At 53.5% G+C, this 15736-nt stretch carries 17 protein-coding genes; 9 read left to right on the top strand and 8 right to left on the bottom strand.

Going from position 1 to position 15736, the window contains the following annotated elements:
- Positions 1 to 33 precede the first annotated feature (33 nt).
- The 5 genes from MIH18_RS17650 to MIH18_RS17630 are packed head-to-tail and all read left to right on the top strand — an operon-like array spanning position 34 to position 5729.
- A complete protein-coding gene (locus MIH18_RS17650) occupies positions 34 to 762 on the top strand; it encodes a hypothetical protein (RefSeq protein WP_249013113.1) in 729 nt (242 codons plus the stop codon).
- A complete protein-coding gene (locus MIH18_RS17645; protein WP_249012555.1) occupies positions 763 to 2697 on the top strand; it encodes an alpha/beta hydrolase in 1935 nt (644 codons plus the stop codon).
- Positions 2697 to 3881, top strand: a complete 1185-nt coding sequence (locus MIH18_RS17640; protein WP_249013112.1) for a WD40 repeat domain-containing protein — start codon at positions 2697 to 2699, stop codon at positions 3879 to 3881. The genes MIH18_RS17645 and MIH18_RS17640 overlap by 1 nt, the downstream gene beginning before the upstream one ends.
- 23 nt (positions 3882 to 3904) lie before the next feature.
- Entirely contained in the window at positions 3905 to 4558 is a 654-nt protein-coding gene (locus MIH18_RS17635; protein WP_249013111.1) for a hypothetical protein, read from the top strand.
- A complete protein-coding gene (locus MIH18_RS17630) occupies positions 4545 to 5729 on the top strand; it encodes a WD40 repeat domain-containing protein (protein WP_249013110.1) in 1185 nt (394 codons plus the stop codon). The genes MIH18_RS17635 and MIH18_RS17630 overlap by 14 nt, the downstream gene beginning before the upstream one ends.
- A 414-nt stretch (positions 5730 to 6143) precedes the next feature.
- Here the strand turns inward: MIH18_RS17630 and MIH18_RS17625 are convergent, their stop codons facing one another.
- The 7 genes from MIH18_RS17625 to MIH18_RS23975 all read right to left on the bottom strand — a co-directional run bounded on the left by MIH18_RS17625 (position 6144) and on the right by MIH18_RS23975 (position 9474).
- Positions 6144 to 6479 (bottom strand): ABZJ_00895 family protein, encoded by a 336-nt coding sequence (locus MIH18_RS17625; RefSeq protein ID WP_249013109.1) that lies wholly within the window; start codon positions 6477 to 6479, stop codon positions 6144 to 6146.
- A gap of 161 nt (positions 6480 to 6640) precedes the next feature.
- Positions 6641 to 7033, bottom strand: coding sequence for a hypothetical protein (locus MIH18_RS17620; protein ID WP_249013108.1), 393 nt, complete (start codon positions 7031 to 7033; stop codon positions 6641 to 6643).
- A 230-nt stretch (positions 7034 to 7263) separates the two neighbouring features.
- Positions 7264 to 7620 carry a hypothetical protein gene (locus tag MIH18_RS17615; RefSeq protein WP_249013107.1) on the bottom strand — a complete coding sequence of 119 codons (357 nt, stop codon included), beginning with the start codon at positions 7618 to 7620 and terminating at the stop codon, positions 7264 to 7266.
- A 219-nt stretch (positions 7621 to 7839) separates the two neighbouring features.
- Positions 7840 to 8235, bottom strand: a complete 396-nt coding sequence (locus tag MIH18_RS17610; protein ID WP_249013106.1) for a hypothetical protein — start codon at positions 8233 to 8235, stop codon at positions 7840 to 7842.
- Positions 8228 to 8926 (bottom strand): hypothetical protein, encoded by a 699-nt coding sequence (locus MIH18_RS17605; RefSeq protein ID WP_249013105.1) that lies wholly within the window; start codon positions 8924 to 8926, stop codon positions 8228 to 8230. The genes MIH18_RS17610 and MIH18_RS17605 overlap by 8 nt, the downstream gene beginning before the upstream one ends.
- A gap of 135 nt (positions 8927 to 9061) precedes the next feature.
- Positions 9062 to 9367, bottom strand: coding sequence for a PAAR domain-containing protein (locus MIH18_RS17600; protein WP_249013104.1), 306 nt, complete (start codon positions 9365 to 9367; stop codon positions 9062 to 9064).
- Positions 9343 to 9474, bottom strand: a complete 132-nt coding sequence (locus MIH18_RS23975; protein ID WP_283164763.1) for a hypothetical protein — start codon at positions 9472 to 9474, stop codon at positions 9343 to 9345. The genes MIH18_RS17600 and MIH18_RS23975 overlap by 25 nt, the downstream gene beginning before the upstream one ends.
- Before the next feature lie 205 nt (positions 9475 to 9679).
- Between MIH18_RS23975 and MIH18_RS17595 the strand changes: the two genes are divergently transcribed.
- The 4 genes from MIH18_RS17595 (at position 9680) to MIH18_RS17580 (ending at position 14309) form a co-directional block, all read left to right on the top strand.
- A complete protein-coding gene (locus MIH18_RS17595; RefSeq protein WP_249013103.1) occupies positions 9680 to 11029 on the top strand; it encodes an adenosylmethionine--8-amino-7-oxononanoate transaminase in 1350 nt (449 codons plus the stop codon).
- A gap of 24 nt (positions 11030 to 11053) precedes the next feature.
- On the top strand, positions 11054 to 11788 hold the full coding sequence (locus tag MIH18_RS17590) for a 16S rRNA (uracil(1498)-N(3))-methyltransferase (RefSeq protein ID WP_249006060.1): 735 nt from the start codon (positions 11054 to 11056) through the stop codon (positions 11786 to 11788).
- A gap of 69 nt (positions 11789 to 11857) precedes the next feature.
- A complete protein-coding gene (locus MIH18_RS17585; RefSeq protein ID WP_249013102.1) occupies positions 11858 to 13087 on the top strand; it encodes a hypothetical protein in 1230 nt (409 codons plus the stop codon).
- Between the two features lie 127 nt (positions 13088 to 13214).
- Positions 13215 to 14309, top strand: a complete 1095-nt coding sequence (locus MIH18_RS17580) for an HDOD domain-containing protein (protein WP_249013101.1) — start codon at positions 13215 to 13217, stop codon at positions 14307 to 14309.
- Here MIH18_RS17580 and MIH18_RS17575 read toward each other — a convergent pair.
- Positions 14282 to 15613, bottom strand: a complete 1332-nt coding sequence (locus MIH18_RS17575; RefSeq protein WP_249013100.1) for a YihY/virulence factor BrkB family protein — start codon at positions 15611 to 15613, stop codon at positions 14282 to 14284. The two genes, MIH18_RS17580 and MIH18_RS17575, sit on opposite strands and share 28 nt — an antisense overlap.
- Positions 15614 to 15736: the final 123 nt, after the last annotated feature.

The following is a 15736-nucleotide window of genomic DNA, read 5'->3' as shown; positions in this document are numbered from 1 at the left end:
GATTCGGCCATCTAAGGATAGATGAAAGCAGCCATGAAGGACTCCACAGCCTTGAGCCATGAGGCTCAAACAACCACGTCGTTTTACCCTCACGCAGACCCCATTAATGCAGGTGCCTGCTGGTATCTCGTTGACCAGGCCAAGCACCCAGATGTTTTGCGCTTGCTGTTTGAGCACGACCCCGCACCCGTCTACGACTTACCATATATCCATTCGCAATACCGTGAACAAGCATTTGATGGCCCGTTAATTATTAAGCCCACCACAAGCCAGAGTGAAAAATGGCTGCACAACTTGCTGGCAGAAGCCAAAACGCTGTCACACCACCAACGCCTGCGGGTTCTCGGCCCGCTAACCGCAATACACGGCTGCTATGCCGGCACCAACTGGTCGCTGAAAAAAGACCATTCCCCGGCACATCCGACCGAAGCGAAAGAGCAGAACCCTCTGCCTCTTGAAGTAACCCAGGAGAATCTCGCCTTCGTCGAAGTGTATCGTCGCGATCTATTGGCGAAAGGCCTGGCGGACAACAATAAATTAGCGGCGCAAACTGTTTCCTGCTGGTTCCAACAACTGACAACACTCGGCGCGTCGAGTGAGCAGGGTTTGGTGGAAGGCGCCGGTCTATTAATAGCACAGGGTTTTACCCGCGCGCTGAGCGAAGCGGACCTTGCAACCCTACGTAAAACGAGGCAAAGAGCCTACTGGTCCGACACGCTGGACGCACTCGCAACATTAACGCATTCACAGGACGGAACCTGAATGACACTCACTGGCAACCTGCCCTTCTCTCCCAGCACAACGCCTCTCGGCGCCCACGGCGCGCCCGTTTGCAAGCGCGAAACCGCAAACGTACTGTTGAGCCGCTCTGACACCTTGGGGCGACCAAGGGCTTTTATTGATGCCGGCAAAATCGAGGATGAGAGCGGTAGATCATTCACCGCCACGCTGCAAAATGGCACAGAGCATACGCCAGATAATGCAGAGGCTCGCTTCACCAAACTCCTTACGGGCAACGCACAGTGGTACGGGCCTGAGGAACCGAAGGGCGAGCATTTGATCGGGTTTGATACTGTAAGCGAGCAGCTTCGCTTTGCCCCGGGCCATACCCTTAGCGAAGGCGTAGAGCTAACCGTCATCCAGGGCGAGCGCAAAGCCAGAGCGATACACCTACCGCCACCGGTATTTATTAATCTGCGTGAAGAGGCCTCCCCATCTGAAGATTTGCTGACGGACGACCAACTGGATTACTTTCGGGCAAACGGCAACAACGCGCTTATCTTTATGCACGGTTACAACGTTCCTCATGGTGAGTGGGGGCGATTCTTGAAGTACGACGGTAGCCGAGAAGCCTACCACGGTAATGCGCCGTCATTCGCGAAAGCCAATACCTGGCATCCCAATAGAGCCACGGTCTGGCAGGATACGGCAGCACTGTCGGCGAATAGCTCCGTGTCGCTGGAAGACGAAAAGCTGAATGGTGGCGGCGCTCATAATTGGGCTGTTCATATGGAGTACCAGTTGAACCGCGCCGCAGGCTTCGACGGCGAAGACTGGATGCCCTATAGCCGCATCATTAACATTTCCTGGCCGGGGGATACCGGTTCCACCGATTTCATGCAGGCGGAGCTGAACGCCATGGCATCCGGGCGGCGCCTGGCTCCGCTATTGTTGCAGTTGGCAAATGCCGGCATTGCCATCAACCTGCTCTCTCACTCTCTTGGTGCACGGGTAGCGCTCACCGCCCTGAACATTATGGGCATCATCGGAAAACGCGATCTGGTTGACCACCTGTTTCTCTGGCAACCCGCCGTTGCCGACAATGCCCTCACCAACGACAGCAGCCGAGACGTGCATCCTTTGGGGCTGGGCGTGTTTCCTGCCGCCCATAGCGCAGCTCGCAAGATTGTGGTGCTGCATTCCCGTGGCGACGGCATTCTTGGGGCGGATAATAGTGAAGATGAGGCTTGGTGGCGAAAGGCTCTGTCATTCAAGCATCCAGTAGCAACTACCGCATGGGATCTCGCAACCGCCGACGACCCCATGGACGACGTACTCGGTAACTTGCGGGGAGCCTATGATAAAAAATGGTGGACCTTCCCGAGCTTTCTGGACAACGGGTTCGGGCCCGCCATCGAAAAGCTGTACACAGACTACTTACCACTCACGTTCGAGGCGTGGATGACTGCTCACCCCCAGCGATCTTTGGCCACACCCGAAACGCTCAAACAAACCGTTCAGGAAAACTGGACCCGGTTAGAAAAAGACATCCTCACCGAAGCAAACGCTTTATGGCAACCCTGTATAGATTGCCTGCGCAACGGCGAGCGGCCGCCTGACTACACCCTGCTCGCGCCATTGAACCATAACGCCAGCGTAAGCCCGCAAATGGCGAAAGATTATGTTCTGCGTTTAAAAAAGCTTGCTGCGAACAACTGGGCACCGGAACAACGGCCACGGCCTGCGTTGGGGTATGTGGGGTTTGAGGAAGTGACAGGCGAGACTGCCGGACCCTTTCGAGATAAATTCCTCGAAGATAGGTTATTGAATGAGTCCTGGCTAGTGGTAGATCAAAGTCGTTGGCTTTTTAGCCACTCTGGGATGCGGATTCCCACTCAAGAGTTGTTCGAAGAAGTCTATCAGCGACAAATCATGAAGAACCGATTGCTGGCAAATTCAAAGTTTGGACGTTACTGATGAGCAAATTCAATCTACGGGCGCTTTTGCTGCTGGGACTCACGTTGGCTGCAGGATACGGCTTGTGGCAAGCATATCATTCCTCCGGGCCGATCATGAGCGCCTCAATTTCCTCAAACGGGACATTCGCCATTACTGCTCACAAGGATCAGAAGCTGATTCTGTGGGATTTGGAAGGGCATAGACGAAAAATTATCAGTCGCAACGCCAATATCTACAGCGCATATTTCATCAAACGCCAGCCCATTTTCCTCTGGCAGGATCTCGACAATACGGTAACCGCCCAATCGGTAAACGGCGAGGTTAAAACAGCTTTTGAGCTAAACAAGCCCACCTATGGTCACCTCATGACTCACGATCTCAGCACCTATTATTACTCCGGCATTGGCTGGGGCATATTTCGGAGAACAGAAGACGGTTCTACAGAGACTCTGAAAGCAACCGATCGCAGGGCTTTTCTTGGCTATCACAAGCTCTTCAATCTCTCGATGGACGAGTCTGAGCAATGGATAGTTTCTGCAGGAAGTGGGGAGCCCAAAGGATTTGAACCACCTTATTATCGGTCGCTACAAGAAGTTCTGGATCAGGGTGCGGACTACCAGCACCTGTACAGCGTTGCTTTATGGAACCTCGAAACCGGACAGCCAACTGCCAAACTGGATGGCAATTCTTCTAAAACTCACGCCACCATTAGCCCAGATGGGCAGTGGGTCGTCAGTGCGGACGAAGCTGGAATCGGGCTATTCTGGAATACTGACGAGCCAGCAACCCGACACCGATTAGCACGATATCATAGCGGGATTTATCTTGAAGATACGCCTCTCGAAACAGGTGACCTGCGAAATTGGGATAAAAGTCAACTCATTGAAGATTCAGCGGGCCTCAACACTTTCACCATCGCCGTCGCCTTCATCCACAACAGCGAGTACTACCTTCGCTTCGGCAACAACAGCCACTTCGCCGCCCTGTTCAAAACCGGCAGCCCCTGGCCCGTGAAGTATCTTGATCTCGGCGAGTCACCCAAATTGGTCACCTACGGCAGTCAGTACGACCGCAACACCGCCATCGCCACCTCACCCGAATCGGGCACCCTGGTGATGGGGCATCAATCGACCGGCGGCATCAGCGTGTACCAGTTTGACCCAGAAGAGCTGACGTTGGAGCGGGTTTGGGTGGTGGAATAGAATGAGTTGAACTGCTCGGTAACTTGCGGGGAGCCTATGATAAAAAATGGTGGACCTTCCCGAGCTTTCTGGACAACGGGTTCGGGCCCGCCATCGAAAAGCTGTACACAGACTACTTACCACTCACGTTCAAGGCGTGGATGACTGCCCACCCCCAGCGATCTTTGGCCACACCCGAAGCGCTCAAACAAACCGTTCAGGAAAACTGGACCCGATTAGAAAAAGACATCCTCACCGAGGCAAACGCTTTATGGCAGCCCTGTATAGACTGCCTGCGCAACGGTGAGCGGCCGCCTTATTACACCCTGCTGGCGCCCCTAAACCACCAAACCACCAAACCACCAAACCACCAAACCAGCGTAAGCCCCCAAATGGCCAAAGACTACGTTGTGCGTTTGAAAAAGCTTGCGGTGAATAACTGGGTTCCGGAGCAACGGCCTCGGCCTGCGTTGGGGTATGTGGGGTTTGAGGAAGTGACCCGGCGAGGTGCGACAGGATTCGATGAATTTATCGAACAGTCGCTGGATGACGAAAAGTTCAGCCCTGTTGATCAATCAAAATGGCTTTTTAGCCACTCGGGTATGCGGATTCCAAGTGATGAAGTGTTCGATCGCTCTTACAGAGCAGAAATTATACGTCGTATATCAGACGAAGGAGTGGGTTTTGGCCGTTATTAACGCTAACAAAGTGCGCTGGATAGGCGCGGTGCTTGGTGCCTTTGTGCTTATTAGCATCCTGCTGAACTCCAACCTCCTGGGAGTCTGGGCTGGGCCGGTTATGTCCATGGGTGTATCGGAGTCTGGCCGCTATGTCGTCAGTGCCCACACAGACAACAAGCTCATTCTCTGGGATCTGCAAGAAAAACAGTGGAATACGTTGTCCGGTAAAGCCAACCTTTACAGCGCCTATTTTGTGCCGGGTCAAAACGCTTTTTTGTGGCAGGACACAGACAATACCGTTACTGCACAAACGGTTGACGGAAAAGTACTGAAGCGATTTCAGCACTTCCCAAGCTACGGCCACGTTATCAGTGCCGATCTTGAGACCTACTTGTCTGCTGATGAGCATTGGAATGTGTTTTCTGGCTATGGGGACACAAAACGTACTGTCCTTAGTGATGGCATCAGCCCGAGCTTTTTAGGATCCGGCAAGCTGTTCAACCTCGCCATAGACCGAAACAACACCTTCTTTGTTACAGCCGGCGTCGATAGTGACCGCTCAGCAATCGCAGACCATTCACCATTGAATAGCAGCCAACGGTTTTCAAAATATGGGGGCGTCACTCTTTGGAACGCTGTGACAAAACAGCCTGTTGCAAAACTCCGCGGAAACTCCTCCAAAACTCACGCCACCATTAGCCCGGATGGGCAGTGGGTGGTCAGCGCGGACGAAGCTGGAATCGGGCTTTTCTGGAACACTGATAAGCCGGAAGTCCGGCACCGATTAGCAAGGTATCATAGTGGGATTTATCTTGATGATAGGCCTTTTGAAGTGGGCGACCCTCGCAATAGAGACAAGAGCGGTCTTATCGATACCCCTGCAGGCCTGAACGACTTCACCATCGCCGTCGCCTTCATCCACAACAGCAAGTATTACCTCCGCTTCGGCAACAACAGCCACGTCGCCGCCCTGTTCAAAACCGGCAGCCCCTGGCCCGTGAAGTATTTTGATCTCGGCAAGTCACCCAAATTGGTCACCTACGGCAGTCAGTACGACCGCAACACCGCCATCGCCACCTCACCCGAATCGGGCACCCTGGTGATGGGGCATCAATCGACCGGCGGCATCAGCGTGTACCAGTTTGACCCAGAAGAGCTGACGTTGGAGCGGGTTTGGGTGGTGGAATAGAATGAGTTGAACTGCTCGGTAACTTGCGGGGAGCCTATGATAAAAAATGGTGGACCTTCCCGAGCTTTCTGGATAACGGGTTCGGGCCTGCCATCGAAAAGCTATACACAGACTACTTACCACTCACGTTCGAGGCGTGGATGACTGGCCACACCCGAAGCGCTCAAACAAACCGTTCAGGAAAACTGGACCCGGTTAGAAAAAGACATCCTCACCGAGGCAAACGCCTTGTGGCAGCCCTGTATAGACTGTCTGCGCAACGGTGAGCGGCCGCCTGACTACACCCTGCTGGCCCCCCTAAACCACCAGGCCAGCGTAAGCCCCCAAATGGCCAAAGACTACGTTGTGCGTTTGAAAAAGCTTGCGGTGAATAATTGGGTTCCGGAGCAACACCCCACCACACTTGCACGGAATTCAGGCCCCCGCTTTGGTCTTCTCAACCTGTCTGTTCATCAAATAACGGCGAGCAGCCCAGCCAAACACCAGCAAACAGAGCACAGTCTGCAACAAAAGAACCCCTCCAACACTAACAATGAACACCGCAGTGGAAAGATCAGAAAACACCATCATAAATTCCTCAAGCGCATAGATGCCTTCAGTGAAGTAGAGCGTTGCCGCTAAAACCACCCACGATATGATCAGATCACACAGATTAACAGCGATTGATGACACCCAGCTTTCCGAGCGGTTCGGCGCTCGCCCTAAAGCAGACACCGAGGTGATCATAGCCCCATAGGCGGCGCTAATCATCAAACCGATTTAGGCACCAGATGGGACATGAAAATTAAACACGTGACTAATAATGATGACGCAGAACTGAAGAGCTGCGTATAAGCCGACAAAATTGAGGATAGTTTTGATGATCATTGTGAAGCCTCCTTGCTTCTTAGCAATTTTAATATGAAACGGTTTTATTCAAATATCACGAGAGAAGTCGCGGCAATGGCGAATACGACAGCGCACAGAAGGGTAATGCTGACTGGCAAAAGCACCCATAATTTCAGAATTCGGGGAGTCGGCTTGTCCTCCTCTCCCATTCTGGCTTCTATGTTTTCACCAATAATTGGTAAGCGGCGATAGACGAAAAATGACCACACAGTTATTGAGCGAATCCATCTGGCCCAAAGCCCTCCGCCCCAAACTGCCCGCGTCACATCCAAGTACTTTCCCGGTGATGCAATCATTGATTCCACTTCCCGGATTTTTGGAAAGGCAATTGTGATCGTGAAAATCATGCTCAGCAGCCCTATGATCATGGCGCCCATACCCAAAAATGCTGGGGCAACCAACAATTGCTCAATCATCTATTGTCCCCTCCCAGACTCCGAGGCATCGTCGTTTATGCCCTCAAGGCCTTTACCTGGGGTTGCGATTAAAGTCTCTATTTGCCGAACCCTGCAAAAGGCAACGGTTAACACAGAATGAGTGAAAACAATATTGAATATTCCAGAATGCTCACTTTAATATCGTTCATTATCCAACCGTTAAACCCTACTGGCTAGATATCTTGATAATCGTATTTGCGATCAGAACGCTAGCAACCATAACGTAAAGCCAAAGCATAGGCATCATTACCCAAGCTTGCCAGAGTGCCGGCAAACGAACATCCGGGTCGCCAAGCAGAGCTGCTCTTTGCTTGAAAAATGAACCCGGAAAACTTCGCAGTAGAAGATAAGCGGATACATTGCTGCTTCTGACAAAACCGGCCAACCACTCGCCCTTGCCAAAACATTCTGGCAGTTGCGATTCCACCGGCATCGGCGGCAACACGATCTTCGATTATAGTCACGTATAGAAACCCAATAGTGACAATAACGGGAAGAGGTATCAGGCCTAAAAAGAGGCTGCAATAGCCGATGTATGCCCATATAACAATTGTGCCTTCAGTCACCGCTAAGCACCTCGTAGATCAGCGTTGCTACCCCGTTCGATGCACGACCGCGCTAACCTTCAGAAACTAAGCTGCGAGCAAACCTTAAATCCAACCTATGTAAAAGTCCTACCTGCCGAACTTTGCTGAAAGCAACGGTTAATGCTGCAAATACAGAGAGCAAACACAGAATGAGTGAAAAAAATATTGAATATTCCAAAATTCTCACTTTGATATTGCTCATACGAATGCTCTGAGAATCGCGCTCGCAATTAGCGCAATGGCAAGCATGCCGAAGAGAAACAGAGCCGGCACTAGCACCCAGGCTTGCCAGATTTTCGGTAAATTGACATTCGGATCCCCGAGTAGCGCTGCTCTTTGCTTGAAGAAAGGGCCGGGGAAGCTTCGTAATAAAACATACGCAAACACGTTACTACTTCTTATAAACCGGCCGATCACTCCCCCCTTCCAGAGCATTCGGGCGGTTGCAATGCCTCCAGCATCGTTGGCAACGCGACTTTCAATTAGCACTACATATCTGAACCCTATGGTAATAATGACAAGAAGTAGTAGAAGCCCCAAAAAAAGACTATAAAAGCCGATATATGCCAAGATGGTAATGGTTTCGTCAGTCACGATTTCGAACCTCGTAAATCAACTGTCCCATGTCCTCACCTGCATCTCCAGAGATCTGGCCGCCCAAAGCACCGCCAATACCAGCAGCATTAGAAACTTTCGTGTAATTCATTCCATAACCCGGAATACTTCCAATACCGGAAGCCTTCCACTCATGAACTATACTCTTGGACGACAAACCCAACGCTCGTTTGAGTTTTGGATCATCGTCTAGCGACATCCCTTTTCTGGCCACTTTGCCAAGCGCAAAATCCAGCTTGGTAAACATTCGTTGTCGCTGCTCAAAAAACTCTGAATGATTAAGTGAGCCATGCTTGCGAAACGTATCCTGGTGCAGAACTTCCAGCTCTTTCAGAGTCGAGTTGATACTCTTGATTTGCTGGCCAATCATTGTCGCGCCCACACCAGGGCCTGTAGCGGCATTGGACGTCATGACTTCCAACAAGTCGTAGTGATCGACAACAAACTGGGCCTCTTGGTCGCCAAGCTGACGAACCTCTGAGTTGACCTGTTGAGCAACCTGCATTAGATCATTTTCTTCAGTCGTGCACTCAAGGCTATTCGGGTCGGCGACGACAATCATTTCGCCAGGTAATGTGCGATTTCCGATACCGGGATTAAGGCGTTCGAAGTTATCCAGTTTGGCGGAAGCATCTCCGTACAGCATCGTCAGCAGTTCATTTTTAGTCATGGGCCGACGAACCACATGAAAGCCTGGCTCGCTCAAATCCTCATTAGACTTATCAGTCGATCCAGCAGAAGACGCATTGTCGGATTTTGGAATCCCGCTGAAGCCGGGGCCTCGTTTGGCACTGATGAGCTAGAGTTAGCATCCGTTTTTTTCAGGCGTAACAGCTTTCTCGTGTCCTGACCCAGTTTTGGCCACTGCGACAGAGTTTCTAGCTGATGCTGCCGTCGGTGACACTCCCGAAAACGCCGCCGGTGTGTGAGCATCCCCAATCACCACCGAACCAGACCCAATAGCCACGCCTCCACAGGAAATCGCGCTGCCCGTTACGGCCGCGGGACTTCCATTGATAATAACCGTGGACGAACCGCCAGCAATGGTACGGGGATGGGGAGAGTGCTTGGGTTTTGAGTGCGGCGCTAACGGGTCACCCAGGCGGGCCACGGGTTTCCGTCAATCAGCACATCGGGAGAACCGGCAATCACCGGTGTCGGCAGGAAACCTTCGTCGTCGGAGCCCAGGTCTCCGAGAGGTACAACTGCTTTGCTCATGTCGCATCCTTTGCGTTGTGTTCGTCCTTATTGATTCCTTTCACGCGCCGCGAGCAATCCTGGCCCAACAAACGCGTGCGCTTATATTATCGCCTTCAGTGCTCGTTGCAAAGCGGTAGCCTGAACCCGCTGTTAACTGTAAAATTCAAGAAGGTTAACAGCCGATTTATCGCAATCCAACACTTTGTCTGTCCGGAGCTCCTCAATGCGCAATGCCGATCTTGTCGCCCGCGATCTAAAGTCCGTGTGGCACCCCTGTACCCAGATGAAAGACCACGAAACCTTGCCGCTGATCCCGATTAAAAAAGGCAAAGGCGTGTGGCTGGAAGACTTCGAAAACAACCGCTATATCGACGCGGTCAGCTCTTGGTGGGTAAACCTGTTTGGCCACTCCAACGATCGCATCAACAACGCCATCATCGAACAGATCGGCCAGCTGGAACACGTGATTCTGGCTGGTTTCAGCCACGAGCCGGTGGTGAATCTGTCAGAGCGATTGATTGAGGTAACACCGGAAGGACTGAACAAGTGCTTTTACGCCGACAACGGTTCGTCGGCTATCGAAGCGGCGCTGAAGATGAGCTTTCACTACTGGAAGAACCAAGGCCAGCCGAGCAAAAAGAACTTCGTAAATCTGGCCAACAGCTATCACGGTGAAACCTTGGGCGCGCTGGCGCTGGGTGATGTGGCGCTTTACAAAAACACCTACCAACCATTGTTGATGGAGGTGATTACTGCGCCCTCACCGGACGCCTACCTGAAAGAGCCCGGGGAAACCGACGAAGCTTTCGCCCTGCGCCAGTTCGAGGCGATGGAAGCGCTGCTGGCAGAAAGGCACCATGAAATCTCCGCGGTCGTGGTAGAGCCGCTCATTCAATGCGCCGGCGGTATGCGCATGCACCACCCAGTTTACCACACCAAACTGCGCGAAGCCTGTGACCGGTACGGTGTACATCTGATTGCCGACGAAATTGCGGTGGGCTTTGGCCGCACCGGGACCCTGTTCGCCTGCGAGCAGGCAGGCATCACACCGGATTTCATGTGTTTGTCAAAAGGGCTGACCGCCGGCTACCTGCCATTGTCTGTGGTGCTGACCACTGATACCGTTTACAACGGATTTTACGACGATTACGAAACCATGCGGGCGTTTTTGCACAGCCACAGTTACACCGGCAACCCCATTGGTTGCGCCGTAGCACTGGCAACTCTCGACATTTTCCGTGATGATCGGGTCATCGAGAATAATCGACGCTTATCGACCTGTATGGCGGAGTCGGTCGCTCATCTGGCCGATCACCCCAACGTGGGTGATATTCGCCAACACGGCATGACACTGGCCATTGAAATGGTTAAAAACAAAGCCGACAAAACGCCCTTCCACTGGAAGGAAAGGCGCGGTTTGAAAGTGTACCAGCACTCGCTCACCCGCCAGGCCTTGTTACGCCCGCTGGGCAATGTGGTGTATTTTATGCCGCCCTATGTGATCACCGAGGACCAGATTCAGCATCTGGCCCGAGTAGCCACGGAGGGCATTAATATCGCCGTGCGCGACTGAGCCGCACCTTTAAGGAAAACTGCGTTGCGAATACCACGAATCTACACCGACACTCCGTTACAAGCCGGCGCAGAAGCGCAGCTGGACGACAACGCCGCACAACATGTAGGCCGGGTATTGCGTATGCAACCTGGCCAGGCGCTGAGTCTGTTCAACGGCGATGGCCAGGACTACCTGGCGCTGATTGCCAGCGCCAGCAAGAAAAACGTAACGGTTAAGGTGGAGCAACCCACTGCCAACAGCAGCGAATCGGCGCTGGAGATAGTGCTCGGGCAAACCCTGTCAAAGGGTGACCGCATGGATTACGCGGTGCAGAAAGCGACGGAAATGGGCGTTAGCCGAATCGTGCCTCTTTCCACCGAACGCTGCGATGTACGCCTGAAAGGCGACCGCGAAGACAAGCGTCTGAGCCACTGGCGCTCGGTAGCCATCAGCGCCGCCGAACAATGCGGCCGCGCACGAGTGCCAGACATTTTACCGGTGATGAACATCACCGAATGGCTGGAATACAGCCAACGCTGCGACCTGCGCCTAGTGCTACACCACCGCACCGAGCAGTCACTGGATTCTCTCGCCAAACCCAACAGCGTTGCGCTGATGATCGGCCCCGAAGGCGGCCTGACCGCCGACGAAATTGCCCAGGCCGAAAAATCTGGCTTCCTTCCGGTTGCTCTCGGCCCGAGAGTGCTCCGCACGGAAACCGCGCCGGTTGCCGCCATAGCACTCTGCCAGTGGTTGTGGGGTGATTTTGGTGCCTAAGCCCCGTATGTGTTTTCCCAAACTGGCTACATCATCCACATCCACACGCCAAATAGTTAAGACGGGCGGATGACAAGCCTGGCCACGTCCATCGAACTTTTGCAGTACCTCAGCATCCCGGTGATCGCGGCATTAATCGGCTGGGTCACCAACTGGCTGGCTATTAAAATGACTTTTTACCCCATCGAATTTTTCGGCTGGCCACCGTACCTGGGATGGCAGGGCATTATTCCCTCCAAAGCCCGCAAAATGGCGCTCATCAGCGTAGACGCCACCATCGCCAAGATTGGCACCGTGCCAGAAATTTTTCAGCAGCTGGACCCCAACGTACTCGCCACCCAGCTCATCCACACCATAAACCCGCGACTGGAAGACTACGTAGACGAGTTGATCATGCGCGAGTCGCCGGCGCTCTGGCAGAGCTTGCCAGGCCCGGCCAAACGCCTGGTTTACGAGCGCGCCCGCAAAGCCTTGCCCGCCTTGGTGATGCAGATTATGGATGACATAGCGCAAAACGCCGAACAGCTGCTAGACATCAAAACCATGGTGATAGATCGGCTCACCATCGACAAAACCCTGCTAAATCGAATATTCCTGACATGCGGCTACCGTGAGTTTCACTTTATTGTGACGTCAGGCCTATATCTTGGTTTTGGCTTTGGCCTGTTACAGATGTTGCTGTGGTACGTATTTCCAGTGTGGTGGGTGCTGCCGCTGGGCGGTTTACTGGTGGGCTTTGCCACCAACTGGATTGCCCTGAACGTTATTTTTCGCCCGCTGTACCCAGTGCGAATTGGCCGCTGGCGCATTCAGGGGCTGTTTCTGAAACGGCAGCCTGAGGTGGCTGAATCCTTCTGCCACATTGTGGCCCACGACATACTCACGGTGGGTAGCATTATAGAGGCCATACTGGATGGCCCCCGGGGCGGGCAAGCGCTGGATATCATCAAAGCACGTTTAAGGCCGCTGCTTAACGCAGACGCAGGCGTCAATCAAACTCTGGCACACATGGCTCTGGGCCCCGTTGCCGCTGCCAGCTTACGCAACCAGCTGGAAAGCAAAGCCGTTGAGCTGTCCCGCAGCGCGTTAAGCCAACCGGCTTTTCAGAAAGACCGTTCGCGAGCCATCGAATCCATTATGGTAGAGCGCATGATGGCGTTGTCGTCCGGCGAGTTTCAGGACTTGCTGAGGCCGTGCTTTCAAGAGGATGAAATCAAGTTGATTCTGGTGGGCGCGGCGCTGGGTATGTTGGCAGGTATCGGCCAGCTGCTTCTGGTGTTTGGGCAAGCCTTGGCGTAGGCCATTCAACACGCTGGGAACGTGGGAAAAGTGCTATTTTAGATCTATAATGTAAAGCGTCAGATACATTGCATTTGATCTGTCTACACATCCAACCACTCGCCCGCACTCTGCTCCGGAGGTTTGAATGCCAGGACTGTTTTCCTGGATCACCGGCTTATTCAACCGTGCCAGCGCAGCAGAGCAGAAGCCAGCCATCGGCAATGGTTCTCTGTGCAAGGGTGGCCCCGGCAGCAACAGCGGCTCCAATAGCAAAACCAAGGCCGAAGCCCATAATCCGCTCGCCGAGGCACTGCGCCAGCACCTTTTTTGCTGGTTGCTGGACACTCGTCCGCAAACGTTGAGAGCCAACCTGGAAGACGCAGAGGCGATAATCGAAGCGATGGCAAAGCGCTTACGCGCCGGTAAGCTCAGCGAACTGCCGCGCCAACCCATGAGCCTGCCCATGCTGATGAGTGCGCTGTCGGATGACACCGCCACTCGCCAGGATCTGGGTAATATTATCCTACGTGATCCAGCGCTGACGGATCAGCTGCTAAAAATAGCCAACAGTCCGTTTTTTCGTCCTGACAAAAGTATCATTGAAACCGTAGACCAAGCGATTTTCATGCTCGGTATGGAGGGAATCCGCAGTGTTGTATCCGCCGCATTGATGCGGCCAATGATGTCATCACGTAACAGTGAAGAGACCACCTTCACCGCTCGTGCCTGGCGCTGGGGTATGGCTAGCGCCCGCTCAGCAGAAACCGTTGCCCGTCTTCAGGGCAAAGACGCCAGCATTTATTTTATGGCTGGCTTGCTGCCTGCGCTGGCCTATATAACCCTTTACCGCGAGGCTCATCGCTTGGTGCCCGCCGGCGCAGATGGCACTTTAGTCAAACTCAAACCAGCCGCTTTGCACCAGATTCTAGTGCGCTATCAATGGCCGGTGGCCCGCCTTATCGCCCGCACATGGGGGCTTTCTAACAACTATCAGGGCCTCCTGCACCGGCCCGAAAGCCCACGCAGCCACGAAAACTCCGCGTTAATCGACGGCATAGTTATTGCCACTCGCGAGGTGCTGCGCCAAGCGCGCCAGCGCAATTTGGCAGAAGAAGACCTTCCAGCGTTGGTGCAGTTGAGCAAGAAAGACGTCACGCAGGTTCAGGCTGTCCTGAAGCTCATGCTCGAAGATACCGAAAACACGCCAACAGCTCATGACCAAGGCGCTAACGGGTTCTGACTGTCTTCACCTGCCAGCAATTCAGCGAAGGTAAGCTCGTCGCCCTTCGTGGATCGGCCAAACAGGCTTTTCGGTAGCAGCGCCGGCAACCGGGCCACCACGTTATCTTCATCGTTGCGCACGGCCTTCAGTACGTCACCCACTGAAATTCGTTCCAGCGACCTGGCCGGGTGCAGGCAGTCGCCCTGGCTACCTGCGAGCGTCAGCAGTTTGGCGCGGATGAGTTTGTCACTGATATTACGGGTGACCTCGCCCGGAATTCTGAGCTCGTTCTCAACCACCTCCTGTCGCGGCGCGGGCCGGCCCTCGTGAAACGGCTTGGCCACCATCCACATCAATGCCAGGGCAACATGTTCCTGCAACTCTGGCGCCAGCTGCACCTGATGGCGCTTGGCCACAGAGCCTGGATTCTGCAGGTAAAAACTCAGACTTGCGCCCAGCAGCAGTATCATCCAGTTCAGATAGATCCAGATCAGCATGATAATGCCGATGGCAAAACTGGAATAGATGGCAGCGTATTTGGCAGACCCGGCCACGAACGACGCAAACAACATCCCGGCCGCCTGCCAAGACACGCCAGCAATCAGGCCTGCAATAAACGCGTAACGCACCTTCACTCGAGTGTTGGGAATGAACACATACACAAACGTGAAGGCGCCCACTACCAGAAAGAACGGTGTAAAGCGGCTGACCAGTAAAATCACCGAGCCAAAAGGTTCTATCTCAATCAGGGTTTGCACAAACGATGAGGAAAAAATGGTGGCGCTGATACCAATAGCGGACACCATCAGCAGCGGCCCCACCATGATAACGCTTAAATAGTTACTGAAGCGCTGCGCCAGAGAGCGCATCTCTGGCACCCGCCAGATCATGTTGAACGAACGCTCTATTTTCTGTACCAGCGACACCACCGTGTACACCAGCACCGCCAGGCCCACCGAGCCCAACACACCCACTTTCATATTGTCTACAAAGCCCAGAATGCGCTCTGCCATTTCCATGCCATCGGGGCCCAGCGGCTGGAAGAACTGGTACAGGAACGGCTCCATTTTCTGGTGCACACCCAGCGCTTTCAGCACCGAAAAACTGAGGGCCAGCAACGGCACAATGCTCAGTAATGTAGTGTAAACCAGGCTCATGGCGTGAAGCGTCAGCTGGCCGCCGATAAAGTCCCGAATCAGCGCATACAGCGAGCGCCCGGTTTTATAAAGCCACGTCCAGGGCCAACTTTGCGGCGGATTAGGATTTGCCAGTATCCATTTTTCAGCAGCGGCAAGACGTTCTTGTATCTGAAGAGAAGCCACTTTCCGTCCCGTTGCCAGAGTGTGAAAGCGTCCCTGCCTGAAGCAGGGGCGCGCAGATTCAAGTATGGCTCAAATGAGTGCCGGGAGGAAAACCGGCCGCTGATGCGCAAGAAACTACACTTT

The organism is Marinobacter sp. M3C, from assembly GCF_023311895.1.
GTDB lineage: Bacteria > Pseudomonadota > Gammaproteobacteria > Pseudomonadales > Oleiphilaceae > Marinobacter.
Note: the sequence above shows the minus strand (reverse complement) of the source record. Positions and strands in the feature narration are given on the sequence as shown.

Bases quoted from the DNA above. Each gene is read 5' to 3' on its own strand.
- MIH18_RS17580 (WP_249013101.1), top strand. From the start codon at position 13,215: ATGCCAGGACTGTTTTCCTGGATCACCGGCTTATTCAACCGTGCCAGC.
- MIH18_RS17620 (WP_249013108.1), bottom strand. From the start codon at position 7,033: ATGATTGAGCAATTGTTGGTTGCCCCAGCATTTTTGGGTATGGGCGCC.
- MIH18_RS17645 (WP_249012555.1), top strand. From the start codon at position 763: ATGACACTCACTGGCAACCTGCCCTTCTCTCCCAGCACAACGCCTCTC.
- MIH18_RS17625 (WP_249013109.1), bottom strand. From the start codon at position 6,479: ATGATTAGCGCCGCCTATGGGGCTATGATCACCTCGGTGTCTGCTTTA.
- MIH18_RS17650 (WP_249013113.1), top strand. From the start codon at position 34: ATGAAGGACTCCACAGCCTTGAGCCATGAGGCTCAAACAACCACGTCG.
- MIH18_RS17605 (WP_249013105.1), bottom strand. From the start codon at position 8,926: ATGACTAAAAATGAACTGCTGACGATGCTGTACGGAGATGCTTCCGCC.
- MIH18_RS17640 (WP_249013112.1), top strand. From the start codon at position 2,697: ATGAGCAAATTCAATCTACGGGCGCTTTTGCTGCTGGGACTCACGTTG.
- MIH18_RS17595 (WP_249013103.1), top strand. From the start codon at position 9,680: ATGCGCAATGCCGATCTTGTCGCCCGCGATCTAAAGTCCGTGTGGCAC.
- MIH18_RS23975 (WP_283164763.1), bottom strand. From the start codon at position 9,474: ATGAGCAAAGCAGTTGTACCTCTCGGAGACCTGGGCTCCGACGACGAA.
- MIH18_RS17585 (WP_249013102.1), top strand. From the start codon at position 11,858: ATGACAAGCCTGGCCACGTCCATCGAACTTTTGCAGTACCTCAGCATC.